Here is a 21,333-nt window from a genome sequence, read left to right as displayed (position 1 = left end):
GAGTCCGGTGAAAAGGACACTTACTTTTAGAAGAAAAGGAGGTTGCTTCCATGTTCAAACGATTTAAAACAGATACTCTAAATTGGATTATTATTATTGGAGTCATCCTCCTTGTAATTGAGATTGTCTTTTTTCATGGAGGCAATCTTTTTAATGCAGTCTTTGCAGCTATTTTTGCTTATATTGGCTGGAGAAACATTCATAAGCTCTGGGGGAAAATTGTCTTCTGGATTTTTCTGATTGGTTTTATCCTTTCTGTACTGAATATGATGGCAGTCAGATTTCTTATCGCAGCTGCATTGGTACTATTTATGATTGATTATACAAAGAAAAATAAGGGAGAAGGATACCTCGCACCTTCACTGCCCGGTACTGAAAATACTCAGGGGCGAACCATACGATTAGAGCCTTTGTTTAATCATAAATGGTTTGAAGATCAATTTACCGATGAAACTGTTTATGGCTGGAGAGATGTGAATATTCACAGTGGATTTGGTGATAAGGTGATTGATTTAAGTAATACAGTAATTCCAAAAGATACTGCTGTCATTTCCATTAGACATGTGATGGGGAAAATTGAAATTTATGTTCCTTATGATGTAGAAGTCAGTATACACCATAGTTCTATTTTTGGCAGGGCGCATATTTTTGAAGCGCACCATTGGAAGTTAGTAAACAAATCACTTCTTTATCAAACAGAGAACTATGACACAGAGCAAACAAGAGTGAAGATTATAACCTCTATACTCTCAGGAGATATCGAGGTGAAGCGAATATGAAATTAATCATTCGATATACATTCGCCAGCATCCTTTATTCGGTATTATTAACATTGATTGTTATAGGTATTACTTTTTTATTCTTTCCTGTCAATAATCTGTCCGTACTTTGGACACAGCAAATTGGAACTGTTCCCTTCCTGGCATGGATTCTGTTATTTGTTATCATGCTTGGATCTATCTCAGGTATTACAATAGGAATGTATTGGAAGGACCGTATCTTTTACGTAGATCGTAAGCTGGATGAACTTGTTAAAGGAAAAAAGGTTATCATCGCAGAAGATGAACCTTATTTAGAATTAGAATCCGTAGAGAAAAGGATTCTCGAATTGCAGGAGAAATTGGCAAAGCAGGCAGAGTATTCTCAAAGGCTTGCATCTGAACGTGCTGAGGAAAGAGAAAAAAGCCTCCAGGAAATTGTGATACAAGAGCGTAACAGACTTGCTAGAGAGCTCCATGACTCGGTCAGTCAGCAGTTATTTGCTTCCTCCATGATGATGTCTGCTATCAATGAGTCTAATTCATCTAAAGACGAATCGATGAAAAAACAGCTTGGAATGGTAGAAAAGATGATTCATCAATCTCAATTGGAAATGCGGGCATTACTATTGCATTTACGCCCTGTCGCGTTGAAAGGAAAATCTCTGCAAGAAGGAACCCAAGAATTGTTAGCCGAACTAATTCAAAAGGTGCCATTGGAAATCACGACTAAAATTGAGACCTTTTACATAGATAAAGGTGTAGAAGATCAGCTTTTTCGTATTTTACAAGAATCCATTTCTAATACATTAAGACACTCCAAAGCGACAACTCTAAATTTAATGTTAATCCATCGAGATGAAACGATTATATTAAGAGTAGTCGATAATGGGGTTGGATTTGATATAAAGAGTATGAAAACGGGCTCTTATGGATTAGAAAATATGAGGGAAAGAGCTTATGAAATAGGTGGGACATTTAAAATTGTTAGTTTACCAAATCAAGGCACTCAGTTAGAAGTGAAGGTTCCGGTATTAAGAGGGGAGGAAGAGAATAATGATTAGAGTGTTATTTGCTGATGATCATGAAATGGTCCGAATAGGTGTTTCTGCTTACTTATCTGCCCAGCCTGATATTGAGGTGGTGGCAGAAGCGGATGACGGGGCGCCAGCAGTGAAGCTTGCCTTGGAATTACGCCCTGATATTATATTAATGGATCTTGTGATGAAGGAAATGGATGGTATAGAAGCAACGAAGCAAATAATGGAAGCATGGCCAGATGCGAAAATTATTATTGTGACAAGCTTTTTAGATGATGAAAAAGTTTATCCTGCCCTGGAAGCTGGAGCAACTAGTTATATGTTAAAAACATCAAAAGCAGAAGAAATTGCTAAAGCTATTCGGGCAACGTATAAAGGACAATCCATTCTGGAACCAGAAGTAACTGGTAAAATTATGACACGAATGCGAACGAAATCAAGCAACAATTTACATGACCAATTAACGGAACGTGAAATGGAGATCCTCCTGCAAATCGCACAAGGAAAAAGCAATCAGGAAATTGCAGATGAGTTATACATTGCATTGAAGACAGTAAAAGTACATGTCAGCAATATTTTAAGCAAGTTAGAGGTACAAGATCGAACACAAGCGGTAATTTACGCTTTTAAGCACCACTTAGTAGAAACAGAAGAATAAGAAGAATGAACTGCCAATTTCTAATCAGCAGTTCTTTTTTTTTGATTAAAGCCCTGTATAAAGCGATTCACGATAGGACTGTCTAAATTTTTTTAATTTTTTTAGAAAAAGGGGTTGCTTTATTTTTTAAAATACAATAAACTGTATTATAACAAGAGGTAAATAACTTTTCTGTTATATAAGAGGAGGCGAGATAATATGACAATGAAAAAGGTTAGCTGTCCAGAGTGTGGGAAAGAAGTGGATGCAAAGAGCTATTCCATGGAATGTGATTATTGTCTATCTAAAAAGGAGGACTAATTTTTTTACATTTACTGTTATATAACATTATCTAATTACTTTAATTATGATATAACAGTAAGTGTTTTCATCAACATGGGTATGAATCACAGAGTAACAATACTTTTTAATGAAAGAAGATAGTCTACTTAAACGAAGCAAGCCAATGCAGGTGAAGAGGATCGTTGGAGTTAATAATGATAACAGCTTACAAGTAATTAATATAAGGGGGAAATTAATAATGACGGAAAATCGTGTGGAATCACTTAGAAGAGAATGGGAAACTAATCCAAGGTGGACAGGAATTGAGCGACCGTATACGGCTGAGGATGTCATTCGCCTGCGTGGTTCGATTGATATAGAATATACCCTTGCAACGAGAGGTGCATCTAAATTATGGGAGGAAATTAATGGGGATGGATACGTCAATGCACTTGGTGCACTAACTGGTAACCAGGCAGTACAACAAGTAAAAGCAGGCTTGCGAGCTATCTACCTCAGTGGATGGCAAGTAGCAGCGGATGCCAATATTGCAGGCCACATGTATCCCGATCAAAGTCTTTATCCAGCAAACAGTGTACCACATGTTGTACAGCGAATAAATCAAGCCTTACAACGTGCAGACCAAATTCATTTCTCAGAAGGAAATGAAGAGATTGACTGGTTCGTGCCAATCGTTGCAGATGCGGAAGCTGGATTTGGTGGTCAACTAAATGTATTTGAATTGATGAAATCTATGATTGAATCTGGTGCAGCAGGTGTACACTTTGAAGATCAATTGTCTTCTGAGAAGAAATGTGGTCACTTAGGTGGAAAGGTTCTATTACCTACTCAAAATGCGATTCGTAACTTGATTGCAGCAAGATTTGCGGCTGATGTAATGGGTACGCCAACAATTATTATCGCACGAACAGATGCGAATGCAGCAGATTTAATTACGAGTGATATAGATCCGTATGATGCAACGTTTATAACAGATGAGCGGACTCCAGAAGGTTTTTATCGAACAAAAGCTGGTATTGATCAAGCTATTGCCCGAGGACTTGCTTATGCTCCGTATGCAGATTTAATCTGGTGCGAAACTTCAGAACCGAATATGGAAGAAGCAAGACAATTTGCGGCTGCGATTCATGAAAAATACCCAAATAAATTGCTAGCATATAATTGTTCTCCATCATTCAACTGGAAAGCTAAATTATCTGATGATGAGATTGCTAGCTTCCAAAGAGAATTGGGTGAAATAGGCTATAAATTCCAGTTTGTTACATTGGCTGGTTTCCACGCACTAAACCATAGTATGTTTGAACTAGCAAGAAAATATAAAGATGAAGGAATGGCCGCATACTCTGAGTTACAGCAAGCGGAGTTTGCTAGTGAGAAACATGGATATTCTGCGACACGACATCAACGTGAGGTTGGTACTGGTTATTTTGATGAAGTGGCACAAGTAATCTCTGGTGGTACATCTTCTACAACAGCATTGAAAGGGTCAACAGAGGTAGAACAATTTTCTAGTTGATAGTGCGGAATAGATTAAGAGAATGAAAGCCCAGTATACGTGTAAAAACGTACACTGGGCTTTTTTATTTGGTAAGGAGGTATATATTCGGCAAACCATATTCTTTGATGTAATTAGAAATTCCTAGTCATGAAACATAAGAAAAGTCGATTTCTGTCACTTTTGAAACATAATTGTAACATTACTATAATATGTGTGACATTTTTAGATGCTATACTACGATTGTCACGAAATAGGAAAAAGGACACACTTACATAATTTACATAAAAGTAGAAACATAAACGAGAAAATAATTACATAAAAAGAGAAACGAAATTGGGGAAGCGAGGATATTATAAATGAAAAAAATGATTCTAGCCGTATCTACAATTGCGGTTGTTGGTATAAGTGCACCAATATTCAGTAATACAGTATATGCTGAAACAGACTTGCAACAAGTTCAAAGCGATCGAGAAGAAGTAAAGGCTGGTCTTTCTGAGGCAGAAGGTAAAATTGCAGATGTACTAGTCGATTTGGAACAATTAAAAGAAGAACTAGACCGTACTACAAAAGCTCTTGAAGAAAATCAAAAAGTTATGGATACAACAGAAGCTGATATAGAAAAGACAGAAACTGAAATTGCTGACCTTGAATCTGAAATTAAAGAACTAGAAGCAGCAATTGAAAAACGCTATGGAATATTAAAGGAACGTGTAGTTTCCTACCAAAAGAGTGGCGGTTCGATTAACTATCTAGAAGTAGTTTTTGGTTCAAAGAGTTTTGGTGATTTTATTAGTCGTGTGACGGCAGTAAATAAAATTACTGAGTCTGATGCAAGTTTAATTGAACAGCAAGAAGCAGATAAAGAAGAAGTTGAGTCCAAGCAAAACGAATTGGTTTCTAAGCTAGAAGATTTAGAAGCTGAAAAAGTTGAACTACAAGGTATGTTAGCAACAATTAATGAGCAAAAAGAACAATCGGAGAAATCCGTAACAGCACTTCAATCTAAAAAAGCAGATCTTGTTGCTCTTAAAGATGAACTGCAAATGGAAGATAGCAGATTGCTAGCTTTAGAATCAAGCATTAAAGAGAGCATTGCGAAGGCCGCAAAGCCTAAACCAAATAAGGTAGTAGCAAGTTCTGATGAAAATGTTGATGGTGGTGAATTAACTACATTAAGCAAAGAAACTGCTAATAAGAGTTCTAATTCCAACTCAAGTTCAAAGGCAAGTGCTAGTTCAAGTGAAAAATCAAGTGAAAAATCAAGTGAAAAATCAAGTTCAAAATCAAGTTCAAGTTCAAAATCAAGTTCAAGTTCAAGTGAAAAGTCTAGCGCTCCTAAAGCTAGTGGAAATCTAAGCACAGCGATTAATGCAGGATTTGCACATTTAGGTACTCCATACGTATGGGGTGGAAAAGGACCAGGTGGTTTTGACTGCTCAGGGTTCGTATCTTGGGCATTTGCACAAGCAGGTATCTCCCTTCCATCAAGTACTGCTGGACTACAAAGTGTAGGTACAAAGGTTTCATATAGTAATGCAAAACCAGGTGATTTAGTATTCTTTAACACATATAAAACGAACGGACATGTTGGAATCTACTTAGGTGGCGGTAAATTTATCGGAGCCCAGAATTCAACTGGACTAGCTGTAGCGGACATGAACTCTGGATATTGGAATGATAAATTCGCGGGTCATGTACGTAGTGTGGCTAACTAATAGTATAGTAGAGAGAGGTAAATCGAATCTTGATTTATCTCTCTTTTTTTGGATTATGCGAGTATGAAAAGTATGTAATAGAATTGTGTTTATATACTTTTATCAACAACCAAATTATTTACTTCCTATATAAAGTGGAAAATCTCTTGCTCTATGAAGTTTATATTTTTAGATCGCGGGAATATAAAGTGCATACATATCAAAATTTAAAGAGGAGAGTCCATGAAGAGGAACCAATCGTTTAAAAATCCAGTATTTTTTGTTTCAGCAATTATTGTCACAGTTCTAGTAATTATTGGTGCATTATTTCCAGTACAATTTGGTGAAGTTGCTCAAACTTTATTTAATTTTACAACGATCAATTTTGGCTGGTTTTATTTATTATCTGTGTTTGTTATTACGTTGTTTTTAATTGTTATTTCCATTAGTAAGTATGGGAAAATTAAACTTGGACCATCAGAATCAAAGCCTGAATACCCGTTTTTTTCGTGGATCGGGATGCTTTTCTCAGCTGGTTTTGGTATTTCTATCGTATTCTGGGGTGTTGCTGAGCCAATGAGCCACTACTTCGATACACCTTACCATGACTTAGAAGGATTAACACCGGAGGCTGCAAGAGAGGCTATGAGCTATTCATTCTTCCACTGGGGGATTAGTCAATGGTCTGTATTTGCTATTGTTGGATTAGTCATCGCTTATTTACAATTCAAGAAGGATCGGAAAGGGTTAATCTCGGTTGCAATTGAACCTGTTATTGGAAAAAACAGAGTGGCAGCAAATACAGTAGATTCCCTTGCTGTCATTGCAACTGTTATGGGGGTGGCTACCTCACTTGGTCTTGGACTAATGCAGATGAACGGTGGGTTAACTGCTATAGCCGATGTTCCCAATTCGATTTGGGTGCAAATTATAATTGCTGCCTTTATGCTGGTTGCATACCTCCTATCCTCTAGTTCTGGATTGAATAAAGGGATTAAATGGTTAAGTAATATTAATTTAGGGTTAGCACTGCTCTTAATGGTTTTTGTTTTTATTGCGGGCCCAACACTGTTTATTTTAGAAACTTTTGTGTTAGCTCTTGGAGATTATATTACCAATTTTGTTCAGTATAGCTTGCGTCTTACTCCATATGAACAAGGAGCATGGGTGCAGGATTGGACGATATTCTACTGGGCGTGGGCAATTGCTTGGTCACCGTTTGTTGGTGCCTTTGTCGCACGTGTATCCAGAGGAAGAACGATAAGAGAATTTGTGTTTGGAGTATTAATTGTGCCGCCTGCTATTGCTTGTTTATGGGTTGCTACTTTTGGCGGCACAGCATTATACAGTGATTTATTCAATGAAACTCTAATTGCGGAAGCAGTAAATAATGACGTAACTGTAGCGTTATTTAGTACATTAGAAGTTCTGCCATTATCCACTCTTTTATCCATGATATCGATTGTTTTAATTTTTATTTTTATAGTAACCTCAGCAGATTCTGCTACTTATATTTTAGGCAGCATGACATCAAGAGGATCATTAAATCCAAGTTTATTTGTAAAAATCGTCTGGGGAACCTTGATAACTGCGATTGCAGTAGTATTATTGCTAGCAGGTGGTTTAGAAGCATTACAGACTGCATCCTTGACTTCAGCCCTACCTTTTACTGTTATACTACTCATCATGGTCCTGTCGATTTTGAAGCTACTAAGAAGGGACTATCATGGAAATAAGGAAAAATAAAATAAATAAAGAACAAAGCAGCTAAATCTAGAAGATTTAGCTGCTTTGTTAATTGTGGGAAGTCGAGGAAAAAAGATAAAAGTATAGACTGGTTTACGGCCGTGTATTATAATAGTTTTAAGGAAGTGGGTGATTCAGTTGGGAATGTGAAATTAATGGTCGTTACCAAAAATGTATTTTACCCCCATGGGTTGAATCATCGCGGTGCGAAAAATGAAGAGAAAGGTAACTGAATATTCAAAAAGACGGAGGTGAAGAGACTGTTCCATAATAGGGAAAGCCCCTTCAGAACAGTCTCCTTAATTGGACATAGTTAACCTGATGTTGGTTGCTATATTGATATTGCTTACGGCATTCTTTGTAGCAACCGAATTTTCCATTGTAAAAGTACGCTCTACTCGAATTGATCAATTAATTGCGGAGGGAAACAAACGTGCGATTTCTGCAAAGAAATTAATCGATAATTTAGATGCGTATTTATCTGCTTGTCAATTAGGAATTACGGTAACCGCCCTAGGGATAGGTTGGTTAGGTGAATCCACAGTAGAACGCTTATTGCACCCAGTATTCCAATGGCTAAATATAAATGGAGCCGCTGCTTCTTTCCTATCGTTTCTAATTGCTTTTGGTTTAATCACATTCCTACATGTAGTAGTAGGGGAATTGGCTCCAAAAACGATTGCGATACAAAAAGCAGAACAGGTAACTTTAATCTTAGCAAGACCATTGATGTTATTCTACCGCTTATTGTATCCATTTATTTGGCTTTTAAATGGGTCTGCTCAGCTCTTAGTAAGACTTCTTGGATTCAAGCCGATGAAAGAGCATGAAGGTGCACACTCGGAGGAAGAGGTGCGTATGATCCTTTCTGACAGTTATAAAAATGGGGAAATAAATCTATCAGAAATGATGTATGTGAATAATATTTTCACGTTTGACGAACGAATCGTGAGAGATATTATGACACCTCGTACAGAAATGGTCTGCTTCTACAAGGAAGATAGTTTCAAAGAGAATATGGATGTCATCCGTACAGAGCAATATACGAGATATCCTGTTGCAGATGAAGATAAAGACCATATAATTGGGTTGGTGAACTTAAAGGAAGTTTTTACTGGACAGTTGGAGGATGATAAACCTGCAACCATCGAGCAATTTATTCGCCCGATTTTACATGTGGCAGAAGCAACCCCGATCAGGCAAGTACTTCTTAAGATGCAAAGAGAACAAATTCATATGGCAATCGTTAATGATGAATACGGAGGGACAGCTGGGTTGTTGACTGTTGAGGATATTTTAGAAGAGATTGTTGGAGATATCCGAGATGAGTTTGATGACAATGAAATTCCTCTTATTGAAGAAGTAAACGATAGCACAAAAGTAGTCTCTGGCAAGCTTCTGTTAGAAGAACTTAGAGAAATTTTAGAAACAGATATCCCAGATGAAGAAGTGGATACAATCGGCGGATGGGTATTCTCTAAAAATTTGGATGCTAAAGTTGGTACTGCTGTTGATTTCGGAGGTTACCAATTCATTATTGATGAGATGGATGGATATCAGATTAAAAAGGTCAAAATAGTAAGAAGCTAAATGTTTTATTTTTATTTAATTATATTGTAGTATTATAATATAATAGAGGAGTTTCCTAGGGTTCCGCAGTACACTATACTGGTCTGGTCCGAGAGGAAACGCACGAACGCTTCGTGTACACGGAGGGACAAAAACCCGGGAGGATATCAATATATAGATATCTTCTCTGGTTTTTTTTGTTGTATGAGCTCTTTCGAATTCCCTATAGAAATAAAGTTTGTAAAAGAATACAAGGAGGATATAAATTGAACAAAGATTGGAGTATTGTATTTCTAGCCGGTCTCTTTGAAATCGGATGGGTAACAGGACTAAACCATTCGTATAATTGGTGGACATGGGCACTAACACTTATCGCCATTTATGCTAGTATGCATTTATTAATTATTGGTTCTGAGCGTTTACCAGTGGGAACAACTTATGCTGTTTTTGCGGGAATGGGTACAGCAGGTACCGTAGTGATGGAGATATTCGTTTTCGGGGAAGCCTTTCAGCTTGAGAAAATTGTGCTTATCCTAATTTTATTATGTGGTGTTATTGGATTAAAACTGATTACACCGAATGAGGAACAGGAAGGGGGGGATGCCTAATGGATTGGTTTTTCCTTTTATTAGCAGGTGTCGGTGAGGTAACTGGTGTAATAGGTATTAATAAAGTGGTTCAAAAGAAGAACCTACCCTCTTTTGCTCTATTAATTGGCGGTTTTCTATTTAGCTTTCTATTCTTAACATTAGCAATGCGCACGATTCCAATGGGAACTGCATATGCCATTTGGACCGGTATCGGTACAGCTGGCGGAGCGATTGTCGGCATGATCTTGTTTAACGAATCGAGGGATTGGCGAAGAATCTTATTTATTGGGATGATTATTGCTTCCGCAGTTGGATTGAAATTAATTAGTTAAAAAGAGCTTTAGAGAGATTTCCTCTCTAAAGCTCTTTATACTAGTATTACTTGGACTTATTGCTGTTCATCTGATAAATACTTTATATTCACGTATCCTGTAAATTCGTCTGTCTTAATTTTTACCCAACCATCAGGATCATTTATATCCTCGACTTCAACTTCTTGGTTGAGTGTGACTCCTCCGATAATCTCTGTATCTGTACCGGGTCCACCTCTTACATTTAATATACTTGCTGTTACATACATTGTAGTAGGTAAATCTTCTCCGCTAGCATCTTCAGCCTCTTCTTTGGCATTAGCAGTCTCGTTATTGGGTTCAGCTTCATCTTTCTCTTTTTGTTCCGCTTCTTTGTTGTTAGAATCTGAAGGGCTTTGTTCCGAGTTAACCTCTGTTGAAGCATCTGCCGCTGCGAAATCCGGGTTCATAAACTTATGCTGCATAATGATAACAAAAGCAATGAAGCCTGCAATTAAAATAGTCATTAATATAACAATAATTCCTTTATGATTATTCATAGTCATTCTCCTATATATTGATTTCTAGTTAACATTATACACAATAATGGTAGAAATTTGGAGGTTATTGTAATATTTTCTGCAAAAGATAGATGCGGGTGAACTGCTTTAAGAAACCGGATAATTTAAGAAGGAAATAAGTAATTATGTTTATAATGCACATTTGATAGAAAATCTGACGTAGTGAAAATGATATTTCCTGATTCTACTCTCGCTTGTTCTAATGATAGTTTGTGCTAGAAGCCGCTTCGGCAGAATACTTCGCTTTCCACGGGCACGGCCTCAGCCTCCTCGCGGAAAAACCACTGCTGCGGGGTCTTCGGACACGTGCTATTCCCGTAGGAGTCTTCGTATTCTGCCTACGCTAACTATAGACATTCTGCTTTATGTGTTGTGGAAGTACAGTAAAAAACGTTTCAAAGATCTACATTTGAATTTCTTATTACAGTAATCAAAGGGAAAGTCGAGAAGCTCAAACTTAGCGTAGTGTATTTCCGGAGCGGTTCCATACATTGTTCTGAATCAAACTAATCAGCAGTCTAACTAAATTGCATAAAAGAAAAAGATGCTCCCAAGTGAACTTTTGGAACATCTTTTAGATAATCTATTTATTATTTAAGCATGCTGACAATCCGGGCATAGCCCGTAGATTTCAAACTTGTGCCCATCGATTTCATAGTTTGCTAGTTTGCGGGTGACTTCTTCCATTGGGCAAACTTCTATTTCCTTCGTTTTTCCACAGTCATTACAAATAAAATGATGGTGATGGTGACTGGTGCAATTCATACGAAAATGCTTTTCCCCATTTAACTCTGTAGATTCTAAAATGCCGACATCATGATACAAATGAAGGTTACGATAAATGGTATCAAAACTAATCCCATCTTCACCTTTATCTAAGTATTGGATAAGATCCTTTGCTGTTCGATATCCATCAGACTCTGCAAAATAGCCTAGAATATCTTTTCTTCTTCCAGTGGCTTTATATCCTTTTTCCTTTAATAGTTCAATGGCTTCTTCAACATTCATCCCGTTTCCCTCACTTTTTTAAGTCGAAAGTTAAATTTCTTCATACCGATAGATAATAATAAAATGAAGATGGAAACCATGACAATGGTTCCTCCAGGCGGAATATTTAAATAGTATCCAGAAATGATCCCAACAATGACAGATATCTCGCCAAATAAAATAGAAAGATACATCATTTGTTTAAAGCCTTTTGCTAATCGCATCGCTGCAGCAACTGGTAATGTCATTAATGCGGATACAAGTAATACCCCAACGATTCGAATCGAAGCAGCAATAACGAGTGCGGTTAGTACGATAAATAGTAAATGGATTGATTTTGCATGGATGCCTGAAATCGTTGCATGCTCTTCATCAAAAGACAATGTAAACAATTCCTTATAAAAGAATGCTACCACAAGTATAACAAAGATAGAGATGGTTAATATCATAAAAAAGTCATTTTGGCTTACTGCAGAAACGGATCCGAATAGATAATTAAATAGGTCTGTATTAAACCCATCTGCTACGGCGATGAAAATAACACTTAAACCAACACCGCCAGAAAGAATAATTGGTATTGCAATCTCTTGATACGCATTGTAGACGCTGCGAAGCTTTTCGATTAAGACAGAACCGAAAACCGAGAAAGCCATTCCGCTATAAAGTGCGGGAATGGGTATCAAAAACAGTTTCTCCATCATTAATCCGAAGGCAATACCAGCAAGTGTTACATGAGATAATGCATCTGCTATTAGGGACAATCTTCTTACAACAATAAATGTTCCTAATAAGGGTGCGATAATTCCAATTAGCATTCCGGTAAAAAAAGTGTAACGTAAAAAATCATAGGTAAAAAAATCAACTAGCATTTTGTTGCCTCCGTTCAATGATTGTGGACGACAATATTTACGGGGTGTCCGTAAATCCTTGATAAGTCTTTCTCTGACAAGGAAGTGTATTCATTTGGTTTTCCATGGAAATGAAGGGTCTTATTTAAGCATACAATGTCAGTCGCATGTTCTGTCATTGTCCCTGTATCATGGGTAACTAATAATAACGTAATATTGTTTTTATCATGAAGTCGATGTAATAGCTCATAAAATCGTTTTACATTTTCATAGTCTACACCAACGGTTGGTTCATCCAGAATAATTAACTCCGGGTCATTAACTAGTGCGCGAGCAATAAATATGCGCTGTTGTTGTCCACCTGATAAATTTCCAATATTTTGATGTGCATATTCTGACATACCAACCTGTTCAATAGCTTTTAAAATTTTTGCTTTATGTTGTTTGTTCATAAACTTAAAATAGCCAATTTTTGCTGTTAAACCTGTAGAAACTACTTCAAAAACAGTAGCAGGGAATCCTTTATTAAAAGTGTTTGCTTTTTGGGAAACAAAACCAATTTTGCTTCGGTCTTTAACATACTCCAGGGGTCTTCCAAATAATTCAATGGATCCTTCATCCGGTTTCAAAAGACCAAGCATTAATTTTATTAAGGTAGTTTTTCCACCACCATTTGGTCCTACAAGGCCCATAAATGACCCGCGAGGAATCTCGAAATCGATGGATGTCAATACTGGCTTTTTTTCATAAGAATAACTTACATTTTTAAGGGATACGACTGATTCCATCATTTAAACCTCCAGTTAATTGCAGGTTAACTTGCTGCAGCGCTGCACTTTGATATGAAGTGATACATTAATAATTAAAGTTGAGACAAGCAGCAAGTCAAAAGCCCATTTCATTCAAGGGTCTGATACGCATACCCTCTTGTGGTGCTAACACTGAGTGGGGGATGTAAGAAAATACCCACTGTGTAAGGTAGCACTTTATTCTGTTGCTTGTTCTAGAATTTCAATATTTGACTGCATTAAAGAAATATAATCTTCACCATTTGTAATATCCTGTTCTGTTAATACAGCAAGATTATGGATGGTTAGACTATCAACACCAATCTCATTTTGGATAATTTGAGATACTCGATTAGCGGTATTTTGTTCGAAAATAATATATTCTAACCCATATGCCTTTGCCTGATCAATAATTTCCGTTAATTCCTTTTGAGAAGGCTCACTGCTTGAGGAGATTCCATTAATCGCAATTTGTTCTATTCCATAACGATCCTCCCAATAACCATAGGCTGCATGCGAAACTAAAATTTGTTTATTTTCTTTATTCTCTAAAGCTCGCTTAAATTGCTCATCAAGCGTTAATAAATCTTTTTCTAAAGCTACAAAGTTTTGATTATATTGTTCTTTTGCTTCAGGATTAAGCTTAACAAGTTCTTCCTTTATGATTTCCGACATTTTAATCATACGTAACGGATCAATCCAAATATGTGGATCCTTGTCTCCGTGATTATGTCCATCATGCTGATCGTGGCCGTGTTCTTCATCGGTATGGTTATGGCCATTATCTTCTGAATCCGTTTGGAATAATTCTTCATGCTTCCCGATTTCTATTAGGGAAACATCCTGATTTTGCAAAGCATCAGCAGCAGTTTCTGCAAATGCTTCTAAGTCAGATCCTATATAAAAGAAAGCATCACTTTCGGCAATGGCTGTCATATCCTTTGATGTAGGTTCATAGGAATGGGCGTCAACACCTGGTGGATAAACCGTTTTAACAGACAGAGTATCACCAGCAATTCGCTCAATAGCATATTGAATCGGGTAAATACTTGTATAAATCGTAAGAGAATCATCTTCTTTGGTTGTTGCATTTTTAGGTGCGCATCCAATCATAAAGATACTGATAAATAATAGGAGAATTATAGATTTGATTGCTTTTCTCATAAGTTCTTCATCCTTCAATTTTTATAAATTCACGTTTATTATAATATCGTAATCGTTACGAATTGTAAATAAGAATGATTACGAATTATTAATAGAATAGAAGAAAATTAATCTATAATGAACATTTAATCGACGAGCATCAACTAAATCATGCGATTCTTATGGCGACTAATTTCATAAATAAATGTATCTTCCTCTAATGCAGAATTAAAACTATATAATCAATTTAATTTATTGCGAAATATCAGATAATCGATTATAGTAAAGATATAAATATGAAAAATTTTTTTGGTAAAAATGAATGAGTATTCATTCAATATCATGTAAGGAGGAGTGTCATGAGCTACCAAGTAAAAAATGCGGCAGTGCTTGGAACGGGAGTAATGGGCAGTGCTATTGCAGCGCACTTAGCAAACATTGGGATTCCAGTGCTTATGCTGGATATTGTCCCAAGAGAACTTACTAATGAAGAAGCAAGTAAAGGGTTAACACTCGAACACCCGCAAGTACGTAATCGTATTGCCGCCAATAGTAAAAAGGCACTTTTAAAACAAAAGCCGTCACCAATAACATCAAAGAAAAGTTTGGATTTAATTAGAATTGGAAACTTGGAGGATGACCTGGCAAGGCTGACAAATATAGATTGGATTATTGAAGTAGTAGTAGAAAATTTGGAAGTAAAGAAAAAAGTTTTTGCAAGTATTGATAAATATAGAAAGAATGGTTCTATCGTCAGTTCCAATACATCTGGTATCTCCGTACATGATATGATTCAAGATTGTTCAGATGACTTAAAGGCCCATTTCTTAGGCACACATTTCTTTAACCCGCCAAGATACTTAAAACTGCTTGAGATTATTCCAACCAAGTATACATCAGAAGAAGTTGTCACCTTTATGAAAGCATTCGGGGAAGATGTACTTGGAAAAGGAGTAGTAGAAGCAAAGGATACAGCGAACTTCATTGCCAACCGTATTGGAACATATGGTTTATTAGTTACAGTTCAGGAAATGCTTAAAGGAAAATATAGTGTAGGTGAAGTAGATTCTGTAACAGGCTCCTTAATTGGGAGACCGAAGAGTGCAACATTCCGAACGTTGGATGTTGTTGGATTGGATACTTTTATTCACGTTGCAAATAACGTTTACAATCAGGCATCGGGAAAAGAAAAGGAAATCTTTGATGTTCCAGGTTTTATGAAGCAAATGAATGAAAAAGGCTGGATTGGAGCAAAGGCCGGACAAGGATTTTTTGTAAAAAAAGACCAGGGAATCTATGAAATTAATCCAGAAACATTGGAATATGATGATCGTAAAAAGCTGAGCACACCTGCTGTAGAGCTTGCTAAACAACAAAAAGGAACTCGGAATAAAATGAAAGCGCTTGTAAATTCGGAGGGCGATCGCGCTGGAGACCTTGTTTGGAATGTGGTTAAGTCTGTTTTATTGTATTCTGCTGAGCTTCTGGGAGAAATTGCAGATGATATTGTATCCATTGACCGAGCAATGAAATGGGGCTTTGGCTGGGAATTAGGTCCATTTGAAACATGGGATGCAATTGGTGTAAGAGACAGTGTCGAGCGTATGAAACAAGAGGGAGAAATAATTCCTGAGTGGGTGCTTGCACTCTTAGCATCTGGGAACGAAACATTCTATAAAAACGAAAATGGAATCCTTTCTTTTTATTATAAAGAGAAATACAAACAGCAGACTTTTAATAAGAAAGAAATAAATTTAAAGTTTTTAAAGGAACAACAAGGCGTCATTAAGAAAAATAATGGTGCTAGTTTAATAGATCTTGGAGAAGGTGTAGCTTTACTTGAATTCCATTCAAAAAGCAATGCACTCGGACTTGATACAATCCAAATGGTTCATTATGCGGTAGAAGAAGTGGAAAAAAATTATGAAGGGCTCGTAATTGGAAACCAAGGCAATAATTTCTCGGTTGGTGCAAACCTTGCCCTTATGTTAATGGAAGCACAGGATGAAAATTTTGATGAATTAGATTTAGTCATCCGCCAATTTCAGAATATGGCAATGCGTATCAAGTATGCGGAAAAACCAGTCGTGACGGCTCCATTCAATATGACACTTGGTGGAGGAGCTGAAGTTACTTTACCAGCTGCAGCTGTGCAAGCATCTATAGAAACTTATATTGGACTAGTGGAAGTTGGTGTAGGACTGATTCCGGGTGGCGGTGGAACGAAGGAATTATATTTAAAACAATTAAGAAATTTACCAAAAGGAATTTCCTTTGACCTAACGAAAGTCGCAAATGATGTCTTTGAAAAAGTAGCGACAGCAAAAGTGTCCACTTCGGCTGAAGAGGCATTTGAAAGTGGCTTTCTCGGAAAGGGAGATTCTATAAGTGTTAATCCAAGCCATGTAATCTATGACGCAAAACAAAAGGTACTCGCCTTAAGAAAGTCTGGATATCAGAAACCGAAAGCAGAAAAAATCCCTGTAGTAGGTGAAGCTGGTTATGCTGCGATGGTAATGGGTGCAAAATCTCTTGCTTACGGTGGGTATGCCTCCGACCATGACGTAAAAATTGCTGAAAAATTAGCTTATGTTCTATCAGGTGGAAGAATAAAAGAAGGAACACGAATTGATGAACAATTTATGCTCGATTTAGAAAGAGAAGCCTTTTTAAGCTTAATTGGAGAACCGCTGACACAGGCAAGAATGCAGCACATGTTAATAAAAGGAAAACCATTACGTAATTAGGGGGAGTGGAGAAGTGAAGGAAGCAGTTATTGTTGCAGGAGCGAGAACCCCTGTAGGTAAAGCATACAAAGGTTCCTTAGCAAATACAAGACCCGATGATTTAGCAGCATTAACGATTAGAGAGACGCTACAAAGGGCAGACGGATACGATGGCAATATTGATGACGTTATTATTGGTTGTGCAATGCCAGAGGCTGAACAAGGAATGAACGTTGCACGGAACATTGCAGGACTTGCCGGTCTTCCGAACGATGTACCAGGCGTCACCATTAATCGCTATTGCTCATCTGGCTTACAGTCGATTGCCTTTGCAGCAGAAAGAATTATGATTGGAGCTAGTGACACGATTATTGCAGGTGGAACAGAATCAATGAGTTTAATCCCGATGGGTGGTCATGTCATTAAACCAAATGTCAAACTCGTAGAAGAAGCACCAGGATATTATATGAGCATGGGGCATACGGCGGAGGAAGTCGCAAAGCGTTTTGGTATTACACGTACAGATCAGGATGAATTTGCTGTTCGGAGTCATCAGCGTGCAGCTCAGGCGCTTAAGGATGGGAAATTTAAAGATGAAATTGTTCCAGTAAAAGTAAGTGAAAGAATAGTAGGGAAAGGAAATAAACTAGAAGAAAGATCGTTTACATTTGAAATGGATGAAGGTGTTCGACCAGGAACAACCGTTGACATATTAGCAAAACTGCGTCCTGCTTTTAAAGCGGGCAAAGGGACCGTAACAGCGGGGAATTCGTCGCAAATGAGTGATGGAGCAGCATCCGTTTTGGTTATGGAAAAAGAAAAGGCAGAATCAGAAGGTCTTACCCCAATTGTTAAATTTAGGTCGTTTGCTGTAGCTGGAGTAGAGCCGGAAATCATGGGAGTTGGTCCAGTTGCAGCCATTCCTAAAGCTTTGGAAATTGCTGGATTGGAGTTATCTGATATTGGCTTATTTGAGTTAAATGAAGCATTCGCTTCCCAAGCTGTGCGCGTTATTCAAGCTTTGGATTTAGACCTGGATAAAGTAAACGTAAATGGTGGAGCAATTGCATTAGGCCATCCGCTTGGATGTACTGGTACGAAATTAACTTTAACTTTGATGCATGAAATGAAGAGAAGAAATGTTCAGTTTGGGGTAGTGACGATGTGTATCGGTGGAGGGATGGGAGCAGCAGGAGTATTTGAGCTTATTTAAATCTATTATGCGGAAAATAGATAAAGTACGAACCTATTTAATTCAGTAAATTGCTGCAAAAGCACCTGGAAACACACTGGAAATATGCGCTGGTGATTTCCGCTGCGGGCAGTACGCTTTCCGCAGGCAACGTCTCAGCCTCCTCGGAAGAAGACCACTTCCTGCGGGGTCTTCGCTTGTTGCTTTTCCCGCAGGAGTCGACTGCCCTCCGCTCCAATCACTTTATATAATTAGGAGGTGTTTCCACTTCCCAATATATAAAGATAAAGCAGCACCATTTAGCGGAGGAAATACACGAAGACTCCTGCGGGATGAAAAGCCTAGGTGAGACTCCGCAGTGCGTTAGCACGAGGAGGCTCAACAGCGCCCGCGGAAAGCGTAGTGTATTTCCGGAGCGGTTTTGCCCACTATCTTGGATTAAATAAATCAACACTTTCTATCAAACGACATGCAGCAACTATAGAACGAAGTCTAATTATTATTCAAAAAGGGGAGAAGGATTATGAGTGAAACGAAGGAAAGATTATTTAAAGGTGGCGCTTTTTTAACAGAAGATTTAACGGCACAGGATATTATTACACCTGAAGACTTTACAGATGAACAAGTTATGATAGCTAAGACAACAGAGGAATATATAGATAAAGAGGTTCTACCTCAATTAGAAGCACTTGAAAATCAAAACTTCGATATCTCCGTAGACTTATTAAAGAAAGCTGGGGAACTTGGATTGCTGGGTGCTGATGTACCAGAAGAATATGGCGGTTTAGGATTAGACAAAACAAGCTCGGCTCTTATTACAGAAAAGATGGCAAAAGCAGGTGGTTTTTCGATTACCCATGGTGCACATGTGGGAATAGGATCCCTCCCTATCGTTTTCTTTGGAAATGAAGAACAGAAACAAAAGTATTTACCGAAACTTGCTACAGGAGAGCTAATTGCAGCATATGCTTTAACGGAAGCATCATCAGGTTCCGATGCATTAGGAGCAAAGACAACTGCAGTGCTAAATGAGGCTGGCACCCACTACATTTTAAATGGAGAAAAGCAATTTATTACTAACTCTGCTTTTGCAGATGTATTTGTAGTCTACGCCAAAATTAATGGAGAGCATTTTTCAACCTTTATCGTAGAACGTGGATTTTCTGGTGTTTCTACTGGTGCAGAAGAGAAGAAGATGGGGATTAAGAGCTCATCGACAAGAACATTAATATTAAACGATGCCGAGGTTCCAGTTGAGAACTTATTAGGGGAAAAAGGAAAAGGCCATAAAATCGCCTTTAATATATTAAATGTGGGCCGATATAAATTAGCAATTGGTGGTGTTGGCGGAGCGAAGCTGGCACTAGAAGAAGCAGTGAAATATGTGAATGAACGAAAGCAATTTAATACTCCAATTTCAAGTTTCTCTTTAACAAAGGAAAAGCTGGGAACAATGGCAGCGAATATTTATGCTAATGAAAGTGCTGTCTATCGTACAGTTGGTTTATTTGAGCAGCGTATGGGTACTTTAAGTGAGGAAGAGTTAAAAGATGGACGTGAAATCGCCAATGCTATTGCTGAATATCAGATTGAATGCTCCATGAATAAATATATGGCGACAGAATTGTTGGATCAGGTAGTAGATGAGGCAGTACAGCTTCATGGTGGTTATGGATTTATTCAAGAATACGAAGTCGAAAGAATGTATCGGGATTCCCGTATTAACCGCATATTTGAAGGAACAAATGAAATTAATCGTTTATTAGTTCCTGGAACTTTATTAAAGAAAGCAATGAAGGGGGAGCTACCGCTTCTAAAACAAGCACAAAGCCTGCAAGAAGAATTAGTAATGAAAATGCCTGAGGAAATTGGGGAAGAGACATTAGAGCAAGAAAAATATTTACTGAAAAGTGCTAAAAAAATCGTATTGTTTGCTTCAGGTATTTCTGTTCAGAAATACATGCAAAAGATCGAGAGAGAACAGGAGATACTTATTAACTTAGCTGATATGGTGGCAGAGGTTTACAATATGGAAGCTGCCATTCTTCGTACGGAAAAGGCAATTGCTAAAACAGGTGAGAAAGCAAATAAACAAAAGCTATTATATACTCAAGTTTACGTTCAAGAAGCATTTAATCGGATTGAAGCTCATGCAAAGGAAACACTTATCGCAACAGAAGAGGGAGATTCATTACGTATGATGTTATCTTCCTTACGAAAACTAACGCGTCATACACCAATCAATGTAGTTGCCAAAAAGCGAGCTATTGCAGCGAAGGTCATTGAAGAAGAAACCTATATCGTATAATTTTGAAGAAGAGCCTCTAGCAATGAGGCTCTTTCTATTTCTTCCCTTTCCAGGCTAAGATGAAATAGCCAATAGACACTCCCAGGGTGTTCAGAATTAAATCATCGACATCAAAGCTTCTTGACATGAAATTGAATGAAGATAGTATCAGCTGTGTTATTTCAATGCTAAGTGAACTAATGAGACCTACTATAGTTGTATAAAGGAAAGAGGCGTGTTTTTTTAACAACACAATAAAGATTCCAAGTGGAATAAAAACAACGATGTTTCCAATTATATTTACGGAGGCGTGGAGAAGATAATCTGTCTGAAATAGTTTCATATATTGGATTATCGTTTGGAAAGGAATAAGATTGACACCTATTATTTCGCCTGTACCCTTTTCGATGGAAGAGAATATAGTGAAATATAGAATACTTTCTAAATAAAAAATAAAGGACACATATATTGTTTCCTTAATAAAAGAAGTGTTGATTTGCTTTTTCTTTCGGTAGAAATATCGTAAGGGTATGTAAACAAGCAAACTAAGAATCATAATAGGGTAGGGTAACGACTCCAAATAACTCATGAAAGCCTCCTTTCTATTTAAAGGTAATTGGTATCCTATATAATTGCAAGAAGGAAGGAATATTTAA

General features: G+C 37.5%; 19 protein-coding genes and 1 riboswitch. Of the genes, 13 read left to right on the top strand and 6 right to left on the bottom strand.

Features of this window, described 5'->3' with window-relative positions; all coding sequences use genetic code 11:
* Positions 1-50 precede the first annotated feature (50 nt).
* From liaF to D8M04_RS04885, 10 genes are all read left to right on the top strand, one after another.
* Entirely contained in the window at positions 51-779 is a 729-nt protein-coding gene (gene liaF / locus D8M04_RS04925; RefSeq protein ID WP_121521805.1) for a cell wall-active antibiotics response protein LiaF, read from the top strand.
* Positions 776-1,822, top strand: a complete 1,047-nt coding sequence (locus tag D8M04_RS04920) for a sensor histidine kinase (RefSeq protein ID WP_121521804.1) — start codon at positions 776-778, stop codon at positions 1,820-1,822. Before liaF ends, D8M04_RS04920 begins: the two co-directional genes overlap by 4 nt.
* The gene (locus tag D8M04_RS04915) at positions 1,815-2,456 is read left to right on the top strand and encodes a response regulator (protein ID WP_121521803.1); all 642 of its coding nucleotides are present in this window, start codon (positions 1,815-1,817) and stop codon (positions 2,454-2,456) included. The genes D8M04_RS04920 and D8M04_RS04915 overlap by 8 nt, the downstream gene beginning before the upstream one ends.
* A gap of 198 nt (positions 2,457-2,654) precedes the next feature.
* Positions 2,655-2,756 carry a YhfH family protein gene (locus tag D8M04_RS20245; protein WP_222928575.1) on the top strand — a complete coding sequence of 34 codons (102 nt, stop codon included), beginning with the start codon at positions 2,655-2,657 and terminating at the stop codon, positions 2,754-2,756.
* A 220-nt stretch (positions 2,757-2,976) separates the two neighbouring features.
* On the top strand, positions 2,977-4,254 hold the full coding sequence (gene aceA / locus D8M04_RS04910; protein ID WP_121521802.1) for an isocitrate lyase: 1,278 nt from the start codon (positions 2,977-2,979) through the stop codon (positions 4,252-4,254).
* 338 nt (positions 4,255-4,592) lie between these two features.
* A complete protein-coding gene (locus D8M04_RS04905; RefSeq protein ID WP_121521801.1) occupies positions 4,593-5,951 on the top strand; it encodes a C40 family peptidase in 1,359 nt (452 codons plus the stop codon).
* A gap of 222 nt (positions 5,952-6,173) precedes the next feature.
* Positions 6,174-7,676, top strand: coding sequence for a BCCT family transporter (locus tag D8M04_RS04900; protein WP_121521800.1), 1,503 nt, complete (start codon positions 6,174-6,176; stop codon positions 7,674-7,676).
* Between the two features lie 303 nt (positions 7,677-7,979).
* Positions 7,980-9,266 (top strand): hemolysin family protein, encoded by a 1,287-nt coding sequence (locus tag D8M04_RS04895; protein WP_246001122.1) that lies wholly within the window; start codon positions 7,980-7,982, stop codon positions 9,264-9,266.
* A gap of 44 nt (positions 9,267-9,310) precedes the next feature.
* A riboswitch (guanidine-I (ykkC/yxkD leader) is annotated at positions 9,311-9,410 on the top strand.
* A gap of 101 nt (positions 9,411-9,511) precedes the next feature.
* A complete protein-coding gene (locus D8M04_RS04890) occupies positions 9,512-9,853 on the top strand; it encodes a DMT family transporter (protein ID WP_121521798.1) in 342 nt (113 codons plus the stop codon).
* A complete protein-coding gene (locus tag D8M04_RS04885) occupies positions 9,853-10,167 on the top strand; it encodes a DMT family transporter (protein ID WP_121521797.1) in 315 nt (104 codons plus the stop codon). The genes D8M04_RS04890 and D8M04_RS04885 overlap by 1 nt, the downstream gene beginning before the upstream one ends.
* A 56-nt stretch (positions 10,168-10,223) precedes the next feature.
* Here D8M04_RS04885 and D8M04_RS04880 read toward each other — a convergent pair whose 3' ends face one another.
* From D8M04_RS04880 to D8M04_RS04860, 5 genes are all read right to left on the bottom strand, one after another.
* Complete coding sequence (locus D8M04_RS04880) at positions 10,224-10,685, bottom strand: SH3 domain-containing protein (protein WP_158595079.1); 462 nt, start codon at positions 10,683-10,685, stop codon at positions 10,224-10,226.
* 615 nt (positions 10,686-11,300) lie between these two features.
* Positions 11,301-11,714, bottom strand: coding sequence for a Fur family transcriptional regulator (locus D8M04_RS04875; RefSeq protein ID WP_121521795.1), 414 nt, complete (start codon positions 11,712-11,714; stop codon positions 11,301-11,303).
* Complete coding sequence (locus D8M04_RS04870; protein WP_121521794.1) at positions 11,711-12,562, bottom strand: metal ABC transporter permease; 852 nt, start codon at positions 12,560-12,562, stop codon at positions 11,711-11,713. Before D8M04_RS04870 ends, D8M04_RS04875 begins: the two co-directional genes overlap by 4 nt.
* A 14-nt stretch (positions 12,563-12,576) precedes the next feature.
* On the bottom strand, positions 12,577-13,332 hold the full coding sequence (locus D8M04_RS04865) for a metal ABC transporter ATP-binding protein (RefSeq protein WP_121521793.1): 756 nt from the start codon (positions 13,330-13,332) through the stop codon (positions 12,577-12,579).
* A gap of 195 nt (positions 13,333-13,527) precedes the next feature.
* A complete protein-coding gene (locus D8M04_RS04860; RefSeq protein ID WP_121521792.1) occupies positions 13,528-14,493 on the bottom strand; it encodes a metal ABC transporter solute-binding protein, Zn/Mn family in 966 nt (321 codons plus the stop codon).
* A 338-nt stretch (positions 14,494-14,831) separates the two neighbouring features.
* On the opposite strand from D8M04_RS04860, the gene D8M04_RS04855 reads away from it, so the two are divergent.
* The 3 genes from D8M04_RS04855 (at position 14,832) to D8M04_RS04845 (ending at position 20,698) form a co-directional block, all read left to right on the top strand.
* Positions 14,832-17,219, top strand: coding sequence for a 3-hydroxyacyl-CoA dehydrogenase/enoyl-CoA hydratase family protein (locus D8M04_RS04855; protein WP_121521791.1), 2,388 nt, complete (start codon positions 14,832-14,834; stop codon positions 17,217-17,219).
* Between the two features lie 13 nt (positions 17,220-17,232).
* Positions 17,233-18,411: an acetyl-CoA C-acetyltransferase gene (locus tag D8M04_RS04850; protein ID WP_121521790.1), complete on the top strand. Its 1,179-nt coding sequence runs from the start codon at positions 17,233-17,235 to the stop codon at positions 18,409-18,411.
* Between the two features lie 502 nt (positions 18,412-18,913).
* Positions 18,914-20,698 (top strand): acyl-CoA dehydrogenase family protein, encoded by a 1,785-nt coding sequence (locus D8M04_RS04845; RefSeq protein WP_121521789.1) that lies wholly within the window; start codon positions 18,914-18,916, stop codon positions 20,696-20,698.
* Positions 20,699-20,732: 34 nt separating this feature from the next.
* Here D8M04_RS04845 and D8M04_RS04840 read toward each other — a convergent pair whose 3' ends face one another.
* Positions 20,733-21,266, bottom strand: coding sequence for a VanZ family protein (locus tag D8M04_RS04840; protein WP_121521788.1), 534 nt, complete (start codon positions 21,264-21,266; stop codon positions 20,733-20,735).
* Positions 21,267-21,333: the final 67 nt, after the last annotated feature.

Source organism: Oceanobacillus piezotolerans (assembly GCF_003665065.1).
In the GTDB taxonomy this organism is placed as follows: domain Bacteria; phylum Bacillota; class Bacilli; order Bacillales; family Amphibacillaceae; genus Oceanobacillus; species Oceanobacillus piezotolerans.
Note: the sequence above shows the minus strand (reverse complement) of the source record. Positions and strands in the feature narration are given on the sequence as shown.